Here is a 16,254-nt window from a genome sequence, read left to right on the forward strand (position 1 = left end):
CCCGCCAACGGGACACGTCAGCCGAAAGCAGGCAGCGGCCGGGAGCGCCCGGACGATCTCGGGAAGGAGCGCAATAGATCTTCGCACAACGATGCCGAAACGTTGGATTGCGACGTGTCGATGTACGCATGTCGACACACCACCGTCCGCATATCGAACTCATCGTCCGATTAGTTCTGTAAGTCCGATGTGAAGCACGGATTGATTACGGCGCGCTACCCGCGTAGCTACGGAATGATCAAGTACGGGTAAAGAATGTAAAGACGCAACCAAGGCGACCGAGAATTTATTGACCCTGCATGAATTGCGTTGAAAAAGTCCGGCGTAGCCCGTAGGGGAGTGCCCTGCGGAGTCATCAGACCCTCCCTTGGGCCAGGAGCACCATGACCCCCCCAACTCCATCTGCGGCCGCCCCGCTCGAGGTGACCGACGAGACCGCGGCGAAGTCGACCACTTCAGGCGGTCTGAAGGGTAGTGAGAGCCGCTCTCCGGGGCGGCTCGCCTGGAAGCGCTTCAAGCGTGACAAGACGGGCGTCATATCCGCCTACATCGTGATCTTCTTCTTCGTGATCGCGATAGCGGCGCCGCTGATAGCCAAGTTGTACGGCAAGGATCCGTACACCACCTACGCGAGCCAGAACCCCAGCCTGCTGGATGCCTTCTCGTACCCGGCGGGCCCGAACGGCGGCATGAGTTCGCAGTTCTGGTTCGGCGTCGAGCCCCAGCTCGGACGGGACGTCTTCACGTTCCTGCTCTACGGCATCCGGACCTCTCTGGGCATCGCCGTCGCGGCCACGATCCTCACCGTGGTCATCGGTGTCGTGGTCGGCACCACCGCGGGCTATCTGGGCGGCAAGACCGACTACCTCGTCGGCCGGGTCATCGACATCCTGCTGTCGTTCCCGTCCACTCTGTTCTTCATCGCGTTCATGCCGGTCGTCTACGGCATCTTCGTCGCCCCCGACGAGAACATCCCGACCTGGCTGCGCGCCACCGGCCTGATCGTGGTGCTGACCGTGTTCGGCTGGGCCTCCATCGCGCGTCTGCTCCGCGGCCAGGTACTCGGCCTGCGCGAGCGTGAGTTCGTTGAGGCAGCCAAAGTCACGGGCGCGTCTCCGAGGCGCATCGTGTTCAAGGAGCTGCTGCCGAACCTGTGGACGCCGATCATCATCCAGTCCACACTGCTGCTTCCGACCCTGGTGACGACCGAGGCCGGGCTCTCCTTCCTCGGCGTGGGCATGATCGACCCGACCCCGGACTGGGGCGTGATGATCGCCCGAGGCGCCTCTTTCTACTCCCAGGACATCACCTTCATGCTCTTCCCGGGCATCTCGATGGTGATCTTCGTGGTCGCGTTCAACCTGCTCGGCGACTCCGTACGCGACGCGCTCGACCCGAAGTCCAAGCGGTAGCACTCCCGTCCCACCCGGCCCGGTTCGACGACGTCCGGCTGGTCCCGACCCTTCGATCTGACCCGTATAGGCAGGCTCAGCATGTCCTTTTCTCGCAGAAACTTCCTGATCGCCACCGGTGTGGCCGCAGCCTCCACGACTGTGCTGAGCGCCTGCAGCAGCGGCAGCAGCAGCTCCACCGACAAGAACATCCCGTCGGTCAGCAACGCCAAGGCCACGAACATCCCGGTCGGCACCAAGGCCGACTCGACGGGTCCGGCCCCCGAGGTCCCGGGCGCGGTCAAGGGCGGGACGATCTACTCGCTCGACCAGTTCGACATGGACCACCTGGACCCGGCGCAGATCTATGTCGCGACCGAGGGTGCCATCACCCGCCCGATCCTGCGCGGCCTGACCGGCTACAAGGTCGACGACAAGGGCGGGGCCGTCCTCGTCGGCGACGTCGCCACCGACGCCGGCACCATGAAGAACGGCGGCAAGACCTGGTCGTTCACGATCAAGGACGGCATCAAGTGGGAGGACGGCTCCGCCCTCTCCATGGACGACGTCCGCCACACCTTCGAGCGCCTCTTCGCCTCCTTCGTCACCGAGGGTCCGCGCTACGTCCAGCAGTGGCTGGTCGGCGGCGACAAGTACAAGGGCCCGTACGACGGCAAGCACCTCGACTCGCTGGAGATCTCCGGCAACACGGTCACCTTCCACCTGACCGAGCCGCGCCCCGACTTCAACTACACGCTCGCCATGCCGGGCTACGGTTTCGTCAACAAGAAGAACGACACCAAGGAGAAGTACGACAAGCGCCCCTTCGCGCTCGGCCCGTACAAGATCGGCAGCCGTGACATCGGCAAGTCGCTGACCTACGTGCGCAACGAGCACTGGGACCCGAAGACGGACTCCATGCGCAATGCGTACCCGGACCAGTACGTCTTCCAGTTCGGCTTCGAACTGGTCGCCTCCACCGACCGCTACATCGCGGACAAGGGCAACGACCAGTACACGATGTCGATCTTCAACGAGGTCGCGCCCGAGCGCATCGCGCAGGTCATGACCAACGCCACGCTGAAGAAGCGCGTCCTCACCCAGATCGACGCGGTCACCTACTACTGGCCGATCAACACCACCCGGATCAAGGACGTCAAGGTCCGCCAGGCCATCAACTACGCGTGGCCGCACCAGCAGCTGCAGACCATCCGCGGCGGCGCGGCCACCAGCGCGCTGGCCACCACCATCTTCAGCACGATCACCCCCGGCTACGAGAAGTTCGACCTCTACGGCACGGACAAGAAGCCCGGTGGTGACCCGGTCAAGGCCAAGGCCCTGCTGAAGGAGGCCGGCAAGATCGGCCAGAAGCTGGTCATCGCCTACCAGCAGTCCGACAACTCCGTGAAGCAGGCCGTCGCGATCAAGAACGCGCTTGAGGCGGCCGGCTTCCAGGTGGTCAACCAGCAGGTCGACAAGACCACCTTCTACACGCAGATCGGCAAGATCAACAACGGCTACGACCTGTTCGCGGCCGGCTGGAGCCCGGACTGGCCGGCCGGTTACTCGGTCTTCTACCCGTGCTGGAGCGGCAAGAACATCGGCGACGGCCGCAGCAACTACGCCCAGCTGAACGACCCGAGCGTGAACAAGGCGATCGACGCGGCCGCCGCCATCAGCGACATCAACGCCGCCAACAAGGCCTGGGCCGCCATCGACCGCCAGATCATGGAGCTTGCGGCCTGCGTCCCGGACTACCACTCCATCCGCAACTGGATGTACGGGTCCAAGGTCGGCAACGTCGTGTACGACCCCGGCAACACCTGCGTCGCGCTCTGCAAGCTGTACGCCAAGAAGTAAGCACGCTCGACCCACGGGGGCGGCCACGACCTGGCCGCCCCCTCCGGCCCACCCCCCTATCCCGGCGACGGCGCCCCGTCCGGAAAGTCACGCCCCATGCTCCGCTTCCTTGTCCGCCGAGTTCTCGGCGCGCTGGTGATCCTGCTGATCATCAGCGCCGTCACCTTCTGGCTCTTCTACGCCATCCCGCGTGACCCCGCCATGATGTCCTGCGGCAAGAACTGCACGCCCGACATGCTCAAGCAGGTCCGGCACAACCTGGGCATCGACCACCCGGTCCCGGTCCAGTACTGGTACTGGCTCAAGGGCATCTTCGTCGGGCGCAGCTACGGCGACTTCGGCAACTGCAGCGCCCCCTGCCTCGGGTACTCGTTCGCCAACCGCGAGCCCGTCCTCGGTACGATCATGGACCGGCTCCCGCTGACCCTGTCGCTCGCCTTCGGCTCGGCCGTGGTCTTCCTCGTCTTCGGTGTCGGCGCGGGCATGATCGCGGCGGTCAAGCAGGGCAAGTGGCAGGACAAGCTGGCCAGTTCGGGCTCGCTGATCGCCTCCTCGCTGCAGGTCTACTTCGTCGGCTACATCGCGATGTACTTCTTCGTCGCCAAGCTCGGCATCCTCGACAACCCGTCGTACACCCCCCTCACCGACAACCCCGTCCAGTGGGCCTCGGGGCTGCTGTTGCCCTGGCTGGTGTTGGCGATCATCTTCACCGCCAACTACACCCGTATGTCCCGCTCCCAACTGGTCGAGACGCTCAACGAGGACTACGTCCGCACGGCCCGGGCCAAGGGACTGTCCAGCCGCGCCGTCTTCTTCCGGTTCGCCTGGCGCGGCGCGATGGGGCCGATCGTCACCATCTTCGGTATCGACCTCGCCACGCTCATCGGTGGCGCGATCATCACCGAGTCCGTCTTCAGCCTCCAGGGCGTCGGCCGGCTCGCGCTTGACGCCGTCAACAAGAGCGACCTGCCCATGGTGCTGGGCGTGACCGTGCTGGCCGCCGGCGCGATCGTGATCTTCAACATCATCGTGGACGCCGTCTACGCCCTCATCGACCCGCGGATCCGGCTCGCCTGACCTCCGCCCTACTCCCGACCCCTCGCATCACCCCTGGAGCGTCCCCGTGACGAGCACCGATCAGCAGCCGTTCCTCTCGATCAAAGACCTAAAAGTCCACTTCTCCACCGAGGACGGCGTCGTCAAGGCCGTCGACGGCCTCTCCTTCGACCTGGTCAAGGGCCAGACGCTCGGCATCGTGGGCGAGTCGGGCTCCGGCAAGTCGGTCACCAACCTGACGATCCTGGGCCTGCACGACCCCGCGCGCACGACGATCGAGGGCGAGATCCTGCTCGACGGCCAAGAGCTGCTCACGGCCTCCGAGAAGGAGCTGGAGAGGCTGCGCGGCAACAAGATGTCCATGATTTTCCAGGACGCGCTGGCCTCGCTCTCGCCGTACCACACCATCGGCGCGCAGATCGGCGAGACCTATCGCAAACACACTGGCTGCTCCAAGGCCGTGGCACGCAAGCGCGCCATCGAGATGCTGCGCCGAGTCGGCATTCCGCAGCCGGACATGCGCGTCGACGACTACCCGCACCAGTTCTCCGGCGGTATGCGCCAGCGCGCGATGATCGCCATGGCGCTGGTCTGCGACCCCGAGCTGCTGATCGCCGACGAGCCGACCACGGCGCTCGACGTGACGGTCCAGGCCCAGATCATGGACCTGCTCAAGGACCTCCAGCAGGAGTTCGGCACCGCGATCATCTTCATCACGCACGACCTCGGCGTCATCGCCGACATCGCGGACGACGTGCTGGTGATGTACGGCGGCCGGTGCGTGGAGCGCGGCACCAAGAAGCAGGTGCTGAGCGCCCCGGACCACCCCTACACCCTGGGGCTGCTGAACTCGATGCCGAGCCTGGACGGCCCGGTCGACGTGCCGCTCTCCCCCATCCCCGGCTCCCCGCCCTCGCTGCTCAACCCGCCCTCCGGCTGCCGCTTCCACCCGCGATGCGCGTTCGCCGAGAAGGTCGCCGGCGGTCTGTGCTCGACCGAGCGCCCGCTGCTGGAGGTGGCCGAGGGCCGAGGTTCCGCCTGCCACCTGTCCCAGGAGCAGAAGCAGGAACTCTTCGCCGACTTCGCCGCAACCCGGCACAACTGACGGACAGCAGACGGGACTTCACGATCATGAGCAACACGAACCCCCTCCTGGACGTCTCCGGGCTCACCAAGCACTTCCCGATCAAGGGCGGTTTCCCGATCCGCCGTACGGTCGGCGCGGTGCAGGCCGTGGACGGGCTGGACTTCCAGGTCGGCGAGGGCGAGAGCCTGGGCCTCGTCGGTGAGTCGGGCTGCGGCAAGTCGACCACCGGCCGACTGATCACCCGCCTGCTGGAGCCGACCGGCGGCAAGATCACCTACCGCGGGCAGGACATCACGCACGCGGGCCGCAGGGACCTGGCGCCGATCCGCTCCGAGATCCAGATGATCTTCCAGGACCCGTACGCCTCGCTGAACCCGCGGCAGACGGTCGGCAAGATCATCTCGGGTCCGATGGAGATCAACGACATCAACCCGGCCGGCGGCCGGGAGAAGCGGGTCCGCGAGCTGCTGGAGATCGTGGGCCTGAACCCCGAGCACTTCAACCGCTTCCCGCACGAGTTCTCCGGCGGCCAGCGCCAGCGCATCGGCGTGGCCCGCGCACTGGCCCTGGAGCCGAAGCTGATCGTGGCGGACGAGCCGGTCTCCGCCCTCGACGTCTCGATCCAGGCCCAGGTCGTGAACCTGCTGCAGAAGGTCCAGAAGGAACTGGGCATCGCGTTCGTCTTCATCGCCCACGACCTCGCGATCGTCCGCCACTTCTCGCAGCGCGTCGCGGTGATGTACCTCGGCAAGATCGTCGAGATCGCCGACCGCGACGACCTGTACGGCAACCCGCGCCACCCGTACACCCGGGCGCTGCTCTCCGCCGTACCCGAGGCGACGGTGGACGAGGAGCCGCGCGAGCGCATCCGCCTGGTCGGCGACGTGCCCTCGCCGATCAACCCGCCCTCCGGTTGCCGCTTCCGCACCCGCTGCTGGAAGGCGACGGAGAAGTGCGCGTCGGAGGCCCCGCCGCTGGTGCAGGTGGAGGGCAACAAGCCCGGCCATCTGACGGCATGCCACTATCCTGAGACGCAGGAGACGATCCCCGCCCCCCGTGCCTCCCAGGACCGTCTCTCCAAGGACCCCGAGGCGGCGGCCTGACACACCCCTTTTCGTCAGCCGCCCCCTCGCGGAACGGACTTTCACCGGCCCATTGACCCGAGCCCATGGACGTCCGCTTCCAGGGGACGAAGGCCCGTGCCTCTCCAGGCGCGGGCCTTCGTCATACAACGGGACTGCCTCGACCGAGAGTTGAGAGAAGTTCAGAAAGTGCACCGGAACCTGACGCGCCGTTCAACATCATGTGTCAGACTGCCGCGGTGGTAGATCATGTCTTTACCGATCTCACGCTCGCCGCACTCTACGACCGCCTCAACCCCTGGCGGCCGGGCGACGACTTCTACCTCGGTCTGGTGCTTCAGGCCCGCTCGGTGCTGGACATCGGGTGCGGCACCGGGCAGTTGCTGCGCCGGGCACGGGCCGAGGGGCACCAGGGCCGGCTGATGGGGCTCGATCCGGCCCCCGCCATGCTCGTACAGGCGCGGCGGGCCCGGCCGGACGTCGAGTGGGTGCTCGGAGACATGCGCACCCGGCTGTGGGACGGGGAGTTCGACCTCGCAGTCATGACCGGGCACGCCTTCCAGGAACTGGTCGAGGACGAGGAGATCCGGCACTGTCTGCGCGGGGTCCGTGCGGCCCTCGGCGGCGGCGGGCGGTTCGTGTTCGAGACCCGCAACCCGGCCGCCCGCCCCTGGGAACGCTGGACCCCGGACCGGGTGTACGAGATCACCGCCGAGGACGGGAGACCGGTGCGAGTGTGGCACGAGGTGCAGAGTGACGGCCTGGTCGACGGCCGGGTGCGGTTCACCGAGACCTACGACGGCGATGCGTGGCCGGACCCGCAGGTCTGCCACAGCAGCCTTCGCTTCCTGGACGAGGACTCCCTGGAGGGTTTTCTCGCCGAGGCCGGGCTGAGGGTCGTGGAGCAGTACGGCGACTGGGGGCGGGGGCCGGTCACCCCCGCCAGCCCTGAGATCATCACCGTGGCCCGGGCGGCCTAGGTCCTGTCGTCAGCGTGCGTGCCAGGCGTCGCCGAGCAGGCGGGAATTTGACGAAAGGGCCTAGGCCCTTTCGTCCTCCTCCAGCGCCGCCAGCGCCGGGTCCAGCACGATGTCCTCGTCCCGTGCCTCGGTCGTCGGCTCCTCCGGGAAGTGGCAGGCCGTCAGGTGGCCGTCGTGGTTGCCGGAGATCTGGACCAGCGGCGGCTCCTCGGTCGCGCACTTGTCCTGGGCCTTCCAGCAGCGGGTGCGGAAGCGGCAGCCGGAGGGCGGGGAGATGGGGGAGGGCACATCGCCGGCCAGCCGGATGCGCTCGCGCCCGCCCGAGTCCTCGTCCGACAGGTTCACCTCGGGCACCGCGGACAGCAGGGCGTGCGTGTACGGGTGGCGCGGCCGGTTGTAGATGGAGTCGCGGTCACCCACCTCGATGATCTTGCCGAGGTACATCACCGCCACCCGGTGCGAGAAGTGGCGGACGACGGCCAGGTCGTGGGCGATGAAGAGGAACGCGATGCCGAGTTCCTTCTGCACCTCCTGGAGCAGGTTCACGACCTGGGCCTGGATGGAGACGTCGAGCGCGGAGACCGGCTCGTCGGCCACGATCAGCTTGGGCTCCAGGGCGAGCGCCCGGGCCACGCCGATGCGCTGGCGCTGACCGCCGGAGAACTCGTGCGGGAAGCGGTTGTAGTGCTCGGGGTTGAGGCCCACGATCTCCAGCAGCTCGCGGACCCGCTTCTCGCGGCCGCCCTCCGGCTCGATCCCGTTGATCTCCATCGGACCCGAGATGATCTTGCCGACCGTCTGCCGCGGGTTCAGCGACGAGTACGGGTCCTGGAAGATCATCTGGATCTCGGAGCGGATCGGGGCGAGCTGCCCCCGCGTGGCGTGGCTGATGTCCTGACCGCGGTAGGTGATCGTGCCGCCGGTCGGCTCCAGCAGGCGGGTGATCAGCCGGCCGGTGGTCGACTTGCCGCAGCCCGACTCGCCGACCAGGCCGAAGCTCTCCCCCGCGTGCACGGTGATGTCGACGCCGTCCACGGCCTGCACCGCGCCGATCGTCCGGCGGATCGGGAAGCCACCCTTGACGGGGAAGTGCTTGGTCAGGCCGGAGACCTCCAGCAACGGCTCCCCGTCCGCGCCGGCGCTCCTCTCGCGCGGGGCCGGGAGGACCAAGTCCTCTTTCATGACGTGTCCTCCTAGGACAACTGACGGCTGACGGCCGACAACTGACGACTGACGACTGGCGACTAGCCCAGACGGGGCTTGATCTCTTCGATGAAGATGGTCCGCTTCTGCTCCGCCGTGAGATGGCACGCGGAGGCCCGGTCCGGGGCGAGCAGCGGGCGCTCGCGGACACAGCGCTCCGTGCCCTCCACCCGCTCCTGGAAGCCGCAGCGCGGATGGAAACGGCAGCCGGACGGAGGATTGAGCAGCGAGGGCGGGGCGCCGGGGATCGGGGTGAGCTGGGCGCCGAGGTCGGAGTCCAGGCGCGGCATCGAGTTCAGCAGGCCCCAGGTGTACGGGTGCCGGGGCGAGCGCAGCACCTCTTGGGTGGTGCCCCGCTCCACCGCACCGCCCGCGTACATCACCATGATGTCGTCGGCCATGTCGGCGATCACCCCCAGGTCGTGGGTGATGAAGATGATGCCGGATCCGAACTCCTGCTGCAGGTCCTTGAGCAGATCGAGGATCTGTGCCTGGACCGTCACGTCCAGGGCGGTCGTCGGCTCGTCGGCGATCAGCAGGTCGGGGTTGCAGACCAGGGCCATGGCGATCATGGCGCGCTGGCGCATACCGCCGGAGAACTGGTGCGGGTAGTCCTTCGCCCTCTCCTTCGGGTTCGGGATGCCGACCTTGCCGAGCATCTCCACGGCGCGCTCCCAGGCCTCCTTCTTGGTGGCGCCGGTGTGCTTCCGGTACGGCTCGGCGATCTGCCGGCCGACCGTGTAGTACGGGGAGAGCGCGGTGAGCGGGTCCTGGAAGATCATGGCGACCTTGTTGCCGCGCAGCTTCTCCAGCTCGGACTCCCGGGCCGTGGTCAGCTCCCGCCCCTCCAGCAGGATCTCGCCCTCGACCGTGGTGAACATGGGGTTGTGCAGGCCGAGGATGGTCAGGTTGGTCACCGACTTGCCCGAGCCGGACTCGCCCACGATGCCGAGCGTCCTGCCGCGCTCCAGGTCGAAGGAGAGCCCGTCCACGGCCCGTACGACGCCGTCCTCGGTCTTGAAGCTGACGTGCAGGTCCCGGACGGAGAGGAAGGCGCCCGTGCCGGCCGGGACCGGAGCACCGGCTTCCTTGGTCAGAGTGGTCACGACAGTGCTCCTAGGACAGCCGCACGCGCGGGTCGATGTAGGCGTACGCGGCGTCGACGATGATGTTGAACAGCAGGATCATGCTGGCGGAGAAGAGCATCACGCCGAGCAGCAGCGGCAGGTCGCTGAAGAAGACGGACTGGACGGCGAGGTTGCCGAGACCGGGCAGGCTGAAGGTGTACTCGGTGATGATGGCGCCGCCGAACAGCGAGCCGAGGTCGATGCCGAAGATGGTGACGATCGGGATCAGCGAACCGCGCCAGGCGTAGCGGAAGAAGACATAGGGGCGGGACATGCCCTTGGCGCGGGCGGTCCGGACGTGTTCCTCCTGGAGCTGTTCGATCATCGAGGACCGCGCCATACGGGTGTACTGCGCGGCGAAGATCGTGGACAGGACCACCCACGGGATGATCAGGCCGGTGAACCAGGACACGGGGTCCTGGGTCAGCTCGTTGTACGCGGGCTTGTCGAACCAGTGGGTCTGGTAGACGAGGAGCGCGAGGGCCAGCGGGCCGAGGAAGTAGATCTGCAGCGAGCTGATGACCATGGCCCCCGCGGTCGCCGTCTTGTCGATCAGGGTGCCGCGCCGCCAGGCGGCGAGCAGCCCGGTGCCGAGGCCGACGATCAGGAAGCACACGGCCGCGCCCATGGTGAGGGAGACGGTGGTGGGCAGCCGGTCCATCAGGGTGGCCCAGACCTGCTCGTTGGTGTGGTACGAGTAGCCGAAACAGGGGGCGGGGCACGGTCCCTGGGCGAACTGGTTGCTGCCCAGGACGAGGTTGTGCAGGAAGATCCAGTACTGCTCGGTGATCGGTTTGTCCAGGCCGAGCACATGGTGGATGTTCGCGATGCTGTCCGGGTTGCAGGTCTTGCCGCACATCATCAGCGCCGGGTCCCGGGGCACCCCGAAGAACAGCACGAACGTGACGATGCTCAGCAGGAACAGAATGACGACGGCACCGATGATCCGGCGGACGAGGAAGCGCAGCATGACAGGGCAGCTCTCAGACGTCGGCGGCCTTGGCGGTACCCGGCGCGCCCCCTGCTCGGGAGCGCGCCGGGTACCGGACGGGGACGGTTACTTGATGAAGAGGCGACGCGGGTCGACCCCGCCGATCACGTCGTCGTAGACGAGGCCGCCGACCTTGGAGCCGGCGATCTGGGTCTGCTTGTAGTACGCGGTCGGGACCACGTTGACGACCTTGGTGAGCAGGTACTTGTCGAGCTTCTCCCACTCGGCCGCGGCCTTGACCGGGTCGGTGATCGCGTTGATGCGGTCGATCTCGCTGTTCACGTGGGGGTCGTTGATCTGCGAGTAGTTCGACGCACCGTCGGCGATGATGCGGCCGTCGTACAGCAGCGGGAGGACCGTCGAGGCGGACGGCCAGTCGGCGCCCCACGCGGTGTGGAAGATGTCGTAGTTGTTGTTGAGCTTGGAGACCTGGTCGTAGTAGGTCTCGGAGGGGATCTCCTGGCGCTGGACGTCGAAGCCGGCCTTCTTCAGGCCCGCCGCCATGGCCGTGGAGTACTGCTGGCCCTCGGGGGTGTTGGTGTAGCCGAAGGTCAGCTTCATGTTGAGCTTGCCGGCCTGCTTGAGCAGGGCGCGGGCCTTGTCCGGGTCACCGGCCGGCTTCTTCTTCTTGCCGAACGGGTCGAAGGAGGCGTCGTAGCCGCTGACGGTCGGGCTGAGCAGGCCGCCGGCGACCTCCATCGCGTCGGTGCCGCCGAAGGCACGGACGAAGGGGGTGACGGGCAGTGCGTAGGCGATGGCCTCGCGGACCCGGATGTCCTTCATCTCCGGCTTGCTCATGTTGATGTTCATCTGGCCGACGTACGGCTGGTAGCCGGAGACCGTACGGGACTTGAGCTGCGGGTTCTTGAGGACGCTGGACAGGTTGCCCGCGTCGACCTGGTTGCTGAAGCTGAGGCCGGTCTGGTCGGGGCCGCTGTCCGCCAGCAGGGCCTTGGTGGAGGTCTCGAACTGCTGGTTGAACGTGAAGTTGAACTGGTCCACGTACTGGTGCCGGATCGGGTCCGTCTTCGGGTCCCAGTTGGTGTTCTTGACCAGCACCATCGACTTGCCGGACTTGAAGGACTGGATCTTGTAGGGGCCGGTCGCCAGCGGGGCCTTGTCGTACTTCTCCTTGGTGTCGCCCTTCGCGGACACGATGGAGTAGCCGGCCATGGCGAGCGCGTACGGCAGGTCCGCGTGCGGCTTCTTGAAGTGGAAGATGATGGTTTTGTCGTCGGGCGTCTCGAGGATGCTGTTCGGGAGGTGCTTGCCCTTGTACGGGCCGTCCTTGAGCAGCTTGCGGTAGTCGGCGCCCGGCGTGTCGGCCAGCCACTGCTGGAGGTAGGGCGGGCCCTGGGTGATGAAGGGCGCGAAGAGCCGCTCGAAGGTCTGGCGGACGTCCTTGGACGTGATCGGGGTGCCGTCCTGGAACTTGATGCCGTCCTTGAGCGTGTACTTCCAGGTCTTCCCGCCGTCCGTGGTGGTGCCGGAGTCGGTGGCGAGGTCGCCGACGATCTCATGCTTGTGGCCGTCGTTGCTGGTGGCCTTGTAGCCGGTGAGACCTCTGTGGATCAGCTGCGCGAGCGCCATCTGGTCGGAGACGTAGATCTGTCCCGGGTCGAGGTGCGCGAAGCTGTCGCGCTGCAGCACCTCCATGCTGCCGCCGCTCTTGGCGCCCGGCACGTCGGCCGCGGGGCCCTGGGAGTCGGCGGTACCGCCGAACTTGATGGCCGCCTGCTGTGCCTCGGCGTTCTTCTGGTCCTTGTTGCCGTTGGTGCCGGAGTCGCTGCCGCCCTTGCTGCAGCCGGTGAGCACCAGAGCCCCGGCCGCGAGCACCGACAGCGCGCTGTATGCGTGGCGTCCGCCCCTACTCATCACGAAATTTCCCACCCATTCTTGAAACTGACGTTCCGTGTGGTTGACGTACTGCGGTCAGCGCGCGGTCTTGGGATCGAAGGCGTCTCTGACCGAGTCCCCGAGCAGGTTGAACGCGACGACGAAGATGATCATCGATACGCCGGGGAAGAACATGTAGGTGATGTCGTTCTGCATCACCAGTTCGGTGGACGCCTTGGAGAACATCTGCCCCCAGTCCGGCGTCGGTTCGACGATGCCGACACCCAGGAAGGACAGACCGGCCTCGGCCGTCACGAAACCGGGCAGCAGGTACGTCGCCTGCACCAGCAGCGGGGTGACGACGTTCGGCAGGATCTCCTTGCTGATGATCCGCCACGAGGAGGCACCGCTGACCTTGGCCGCCTCGATGAACTCCCGTTCCCGCAGGGCGAGTGCGGTGCCGCGCAGGATGCGCCCGAGCCCCATCCAGCCCAGGAACCACTGCACGATGATCAGGGCCACCACCCGCACGTAGGTGGGTGTCTCGTCGCGGGGACTGACGAACAGGGACACCACGACCGGCATGCTCGCGATGAAGAACAGCTGCGCCGGGAAGGCGAGCAGGAAGTCGATGACCCGGCCGATGAAGTAGTCGGTCCTGCCGCCGAGATAGCCGGCCGCGACACCGAGCAGGATGCCGGTCACCACGACCGCGACGGTGACGGCGACCGAGATCATCAGCGAGGTGCGGATGCCGTAGATCAGCTTGGTGAAGACGTCGTAGCCGTTTCCGGGTTCGAGGCCGAACCAGAACTCGCTGCTGATACCGCCGTTGGGATGCACCGGCACGCCGGCGCTGTCGAAGAGCTCCGGGCGCTCGTCCGCGTACACCGTGTACGGATTCTTGCCGTACAGCTTGGAGATCAGCGGGGCCAGCAGGCCGATCAGGAAGAAGAAGCCCACGACGTAGGCCGAGATCACACCGGTGCGGTCGCGCTTGAAGCGCAGCCACATCAGCTGGCCGGGGGACCGGCCTTCGAGCTTGACGGCTTCGCTCTTCGCTTCCGGCCCTGGTTCGCCGTCGACGACGACCGAAGTCCCGCCGCCCTCAATGTCGATAGGACTTGTCACGGTTCGTCCGTTTCACAGGTATGAGTGTGAGAGGTGCCCTGATACTCCTAGGGCGCGCGTAACCGCGAGGCGGACGCGCGTAGTTCTACAGCCGAATCACACCGCTGGAAGTGACGAACAGACCCGCTTGGTGTTTGTGACACCGCGCATGGGGGTTCCTCCTCATGACTCCACGTGTTCACCAACAGGAGAGGGTTTCCGTCCTGCCTCCGACACCCCTGACGGAGGACCAGACACCCTCTGGGTGCTCGCGAGTCGGCGCGCTGTCCCCACAGCACGAGACCCATTGACCCGAGCGCTACGCGGCTAACTATCTGCCATGGGTCGACCACCGACCACTGCCCGCAGATCTCAATTCAGTCACGGCTCGCGGCTAGACCTTCCAAAATCTGGACAAACTGTTCGACGGATTAAGGCGCGAAACGGACTTGTTACTTGGCTATCGGTCGGGGATCTCCGCATGTCGGACATGTGGTCCTCGAAAATGGGTTGCAAAAAGCCCGGGTCTCCCCATTCTGGGGGGACCCGGGCTCAACTGCCTGGGGATCAGCCGTGCTTGGCGCGGCTCGCGGCGCGCGCCCGCTCCCGCTGGTCGAGGTTGACCTTGCGGATGCGAACGGCCTCCGGGGTCACCTCGACGCACTCGTCGTCGCGGCAGAACTCCAGCGACTGCTCCAGCGACAGCTTGCGCGGCGGCACGATCGACTCGGCCACATCGGCCGTCGAGGACCGCATGTTGGTGAGCTTCTTCTCCTTGGTGATGTTGACGTCCATGTCGTCGGAGCGGGAGTTCTCACCGACGATCATGCCCTCGTACACCTCGGTGCCCGGCTCCACGAAGAGCACGCCGCGCTCCTGAAGGTTCGTCATCGCGAACGCGGTGACCGCGCCGGCGCGGTCGGCGACCAGCGAGCCGTTGTTGCGGGTCTGCAACGTACCGAACCAGGGCTCGTGGCCCTCGTGGATGGAGTGCCCGATACCGGTGCCGCGGGTCTGGGTCAGGAACTCGGTGCGGAAACCGATGAGTCCGCGCGAGGGCACGACGAACTCCATGCGCACCCAGCCGGAGCCGTGGTTGGACATGTTGTCCATGCGGCCCTTGCGGACACCCATGAGCTGCGTGACGGCGCCCATGTGCTCCTCGGGCACGTCGATCGTCATGCGCTCGACCGGCTCGTAGACCTTGCCGTCGACCTCCTTGGTGACGACCTGCGGCTTGCCGACGGTCAGCTCGTAGCCCTCCCGGCGCATGGTCTCGACCAGGATGGCGAGCGCCAGCTCACCACGGCCCTGGACCTCCCAGGCGTCGGGGCGCTCGGTGTCCAGCACGCGCAGCGAGACGTTACCGATCAGCTCGCGGTCCAGGCGGTCCTTGACCTGGCGCGCGGTGACCTTGCGGTCCTTCACGGCCGCCTTCGCGTCGGCGCCCTTGCCGGTGCCGCCCCGGCCGACGAGCGGCGAGGTGTTCGTACCGATGACCATGGAGATCGCCGGCTCGTCCACCGTGATCAGCGGCAGCGGGATCGGGTTCTCGGTGTCGGCCAGCGTCTCGCCGATCATGATGTCCGGGATACCGGCGACCGCGCAGATGTCACCCGGGCCGGCCTTCTCGGCGGGCTTGCGGGTGAGCGCCTCGGTCATCATCAGCTCGGAGATGCGGACGTTGCTGATCGACCCGTCGCGCTTGATCCACGCGACCGTCTGGCCCTTGCGCAGCTCGCCCTGCTCGACCCGGAGCAGCGCGATACGGCCGAGGAAGTTGTCGGCGTCGAGGTTGGTGACGTGGGCCTGGAGCGGCGCGTCCTCCTCGTACGTCGGAGCCGGGATGTGCTCCAGGATCGTGGAGAAGAACGGCTCCAGGCTGTCGGAGTCGGCCGGGACCGTGCCGTTCTCCGGCTTGGTCAGCGAGGCGATGCCGTCACGGCCGCAGGCGTAGACGATCGGGAACTCGATCTGCTCCTCGTCCGCGTCCAGGTCCAGGAAGAGGTCGTAGGTCTCGTTGACGACCTCGTCGATCCGGGCGTCCGGGCGGTCCGTCTTGTTGATGCACAGGATGACGGGCAGGCGGGCCTGCAGCGCCTTGCGCAGCACGAACCGGGTCTGCGGCAGCGGGCCCTCGGAGGCGTCCACCAGCAGCACGACACCGTCCACCATCGACAGACCGCGCTCGACCTCGCCGCCGAAGTCGGCGTGGCCGGGGGTGTCGATGATGTTGATGGTGATCGGTTCCCCGCCGTCCTTCGGGTGATACTTCACCGCGGTGTTCTTGGCGAGGATCGTGATGCCCTTCTCACGCTCCAGGTCGTTCGAGTCCATCATGCGGTCGTCGACGCCTTCGAGCTGGTGGGCGGCGAAGGCGCCGGCCTGCTTCAGCATGCCGTCGACGATGGTGGTCTTGCCGTGGTCGACGTGAGCGACGATGGCGACGTTGCGGATGTCGTGGCGCGTGGCCATAGTGCGACGAACTCCCGGAGTGTGAGGATTGCCCTGCGCGTACGTCTGTGTCGCGC

Annotated in this window: 12 protein-coding genes; 6 read left to right on the forward strand and 6 right to left on the reverse strand. The window is 66.7% G+C overall.

From position 1 onward, the window contains the following. Positions 1 to 383 precede the first annotated feature (383 nt). From ACWCQS_RS01050 to ACWCQS_RS01075, 6 genes are all read left to right on the forward strand, one after another. Complete coding sequence (locus tag ACWCQS_RS01050) at positions 384 to 1,412, forward strand: ABC transporter permease (protein ID WP_451002516.1); 1,029 nt, start codon at positions 384 to 386, stop codon at positions 1,410 to 1,412. A gap of 81 nt (positions 1,413 to 1,493) precedes the next feature. After that, entirely contained in the window at positions 1,494 to 3,251 is a 1,758-nt protein-coding gene (locus ACWCQS_RS01055; RefSeq protein WP_451002517.1) for an ABC transporter substrate-binding protein, read from the forward strand. A gap of 96 nt (positions 3,252 to 3,347) precedes the next feature. Then, complete coding sequence (locus ACWCQS_RS01060; protein WP_451002518.1) at positions 3,348 to 4,328, forward strand: ABC transporter permease; 981 nt, start codon at positions 3,348 to 3,350, stop codon at positions 4,326 to 4,328. Positions 4,329 to 4,374: 46 nt separating this feature from the next. Continuing rightward, positions 4,375 to 5,412, forward strand: a complete 1,038-nt coding sequence (locus ACWCQS_RS01065; protein ID WP_451002519.1) for an ABC transporter ATP-binding protein — start codon at positions 4,375 to 4,377, stop codon at positions 5,410 to 5,412. 26 nt (positions 5,413 to 5,438) lie between these two features. Continuing rightward, entirely contained in the window at positions 5,439 to 6,497 is a 1,059-nt protein-coding gene (locus ACWCQS_RS01070; protein WP_451002520.1) for an ABC transporter ATP-binding protein, read from the forward strand. 218 nt (positions 6,498 to 6,715) lie between these two features. Continuing rightward, positions 6,716 to 7,456 carry a class I SAM-dependent methyltransferase gene (locus tag ACWCQS_RS01075; RefSeq protein WP_451002521.1) on the forward strand — a complete coding sequence of 247 codons (741 nt, stop codon included), beginning with the start codon at positions 6,716 to 6,718 and terminating at the stop codon, positions 7,454 to 7,456. A 60-nt stretch (positions 7,457 to 7,516) separates the two neighbouring features. On the opposite strand, the gene ACWCQS_RS01080 is transcribed toward ACWCQS_RS01075, so the two are convergent. The 6 genes from ACWCQS_RS01080 to typA all read right to left on the reverse strand — a co-directional run bounded on the left by ACWCQS_RS01080 (position 7,517) and on the right by typA (position 16,198). Beyond that, on the reverse strand, positions 7,517 to 8,638 hold the full coding sequence (locus ACWCQS_RS01080) for an ABC transporter ATP-binding protein (RefSeq protein WP_451002522.1): 1,122 nt from the start codon (positions 8,636 to 8,638) through the stop codon (positions 7,517 to 7,519). Between the two features lie 62 nt (positions 8,639 to 8,700). Beyond that, positions 8,701 to 9,765: an ABC transporter ATP-binding protein gene (locus ACWCQS_RS01085; protein ID WP_451002523.1), complete on the reverse strand. Its 1,065-nt coding sequence runs from the start codon at positions 9,763 to 9,765 to the stop codon at positions 8,701 to 8,703. 10 nt (positions 9,766 to 9,775) lie between these two features. Continuing rightward, positions 9,776 to 10,756: an ABC transporter permease gene (locus ACWCQS_RS01090; RefSeq protein WP_451002524.1), complete on the reverse strand. Its 981-nt coding sequence runs from the start codon at positions 10,754 to 10,756 to the stop codon at positions 9,776 to 9,778. Between the two features lie 87 nt (positions 10,757 to 10,843). After that, positions 10,844 to 12,652: an ABC transporter substrate-binding protein gene (locus tag ACWCQS_RS01095; RefSeq protein ID WP_451002525.1), complete on the reverse strand. Its 1,809-nt coding sequence runs from the start codon at positions 12,650 to 12,652 to the stop codon at positions 10,844 to 10,846. Positions 12,653 to 12,709: 57 nt separating this feature from the next. Further along, on the reverse strand, positions 12,710 to 13,744 hold the full coding sequence (locus ACWCQS_RS01100) for an ABC transporter permease (RefSeq protein WP_451002526.1): 1,035 nt from the start codon (positions 13,742 to 13,744) through the stop codon (positions 12,710 to 12,712). A 546-nt stretch (positions 13,745 to 14,290) separates the two neighbouring features. Continuing rightward, positions 14,291 to 16,198, reverse strand: coding sequence for a translational GTPase TypA (gene typA / locus ACWCQS_RS01105; RefSeq protein ID WP_451002527.1), 1,908 nt, complete (start codon positions 16,196 to 16,198; stop codon positions 14,291 to 14,293). Positions 16,199 to 16,254: the final 56 nt, after the last annotated feature.

The organism is Streptomyces sp. NPDC002076, from assembly GCF_053593835.1.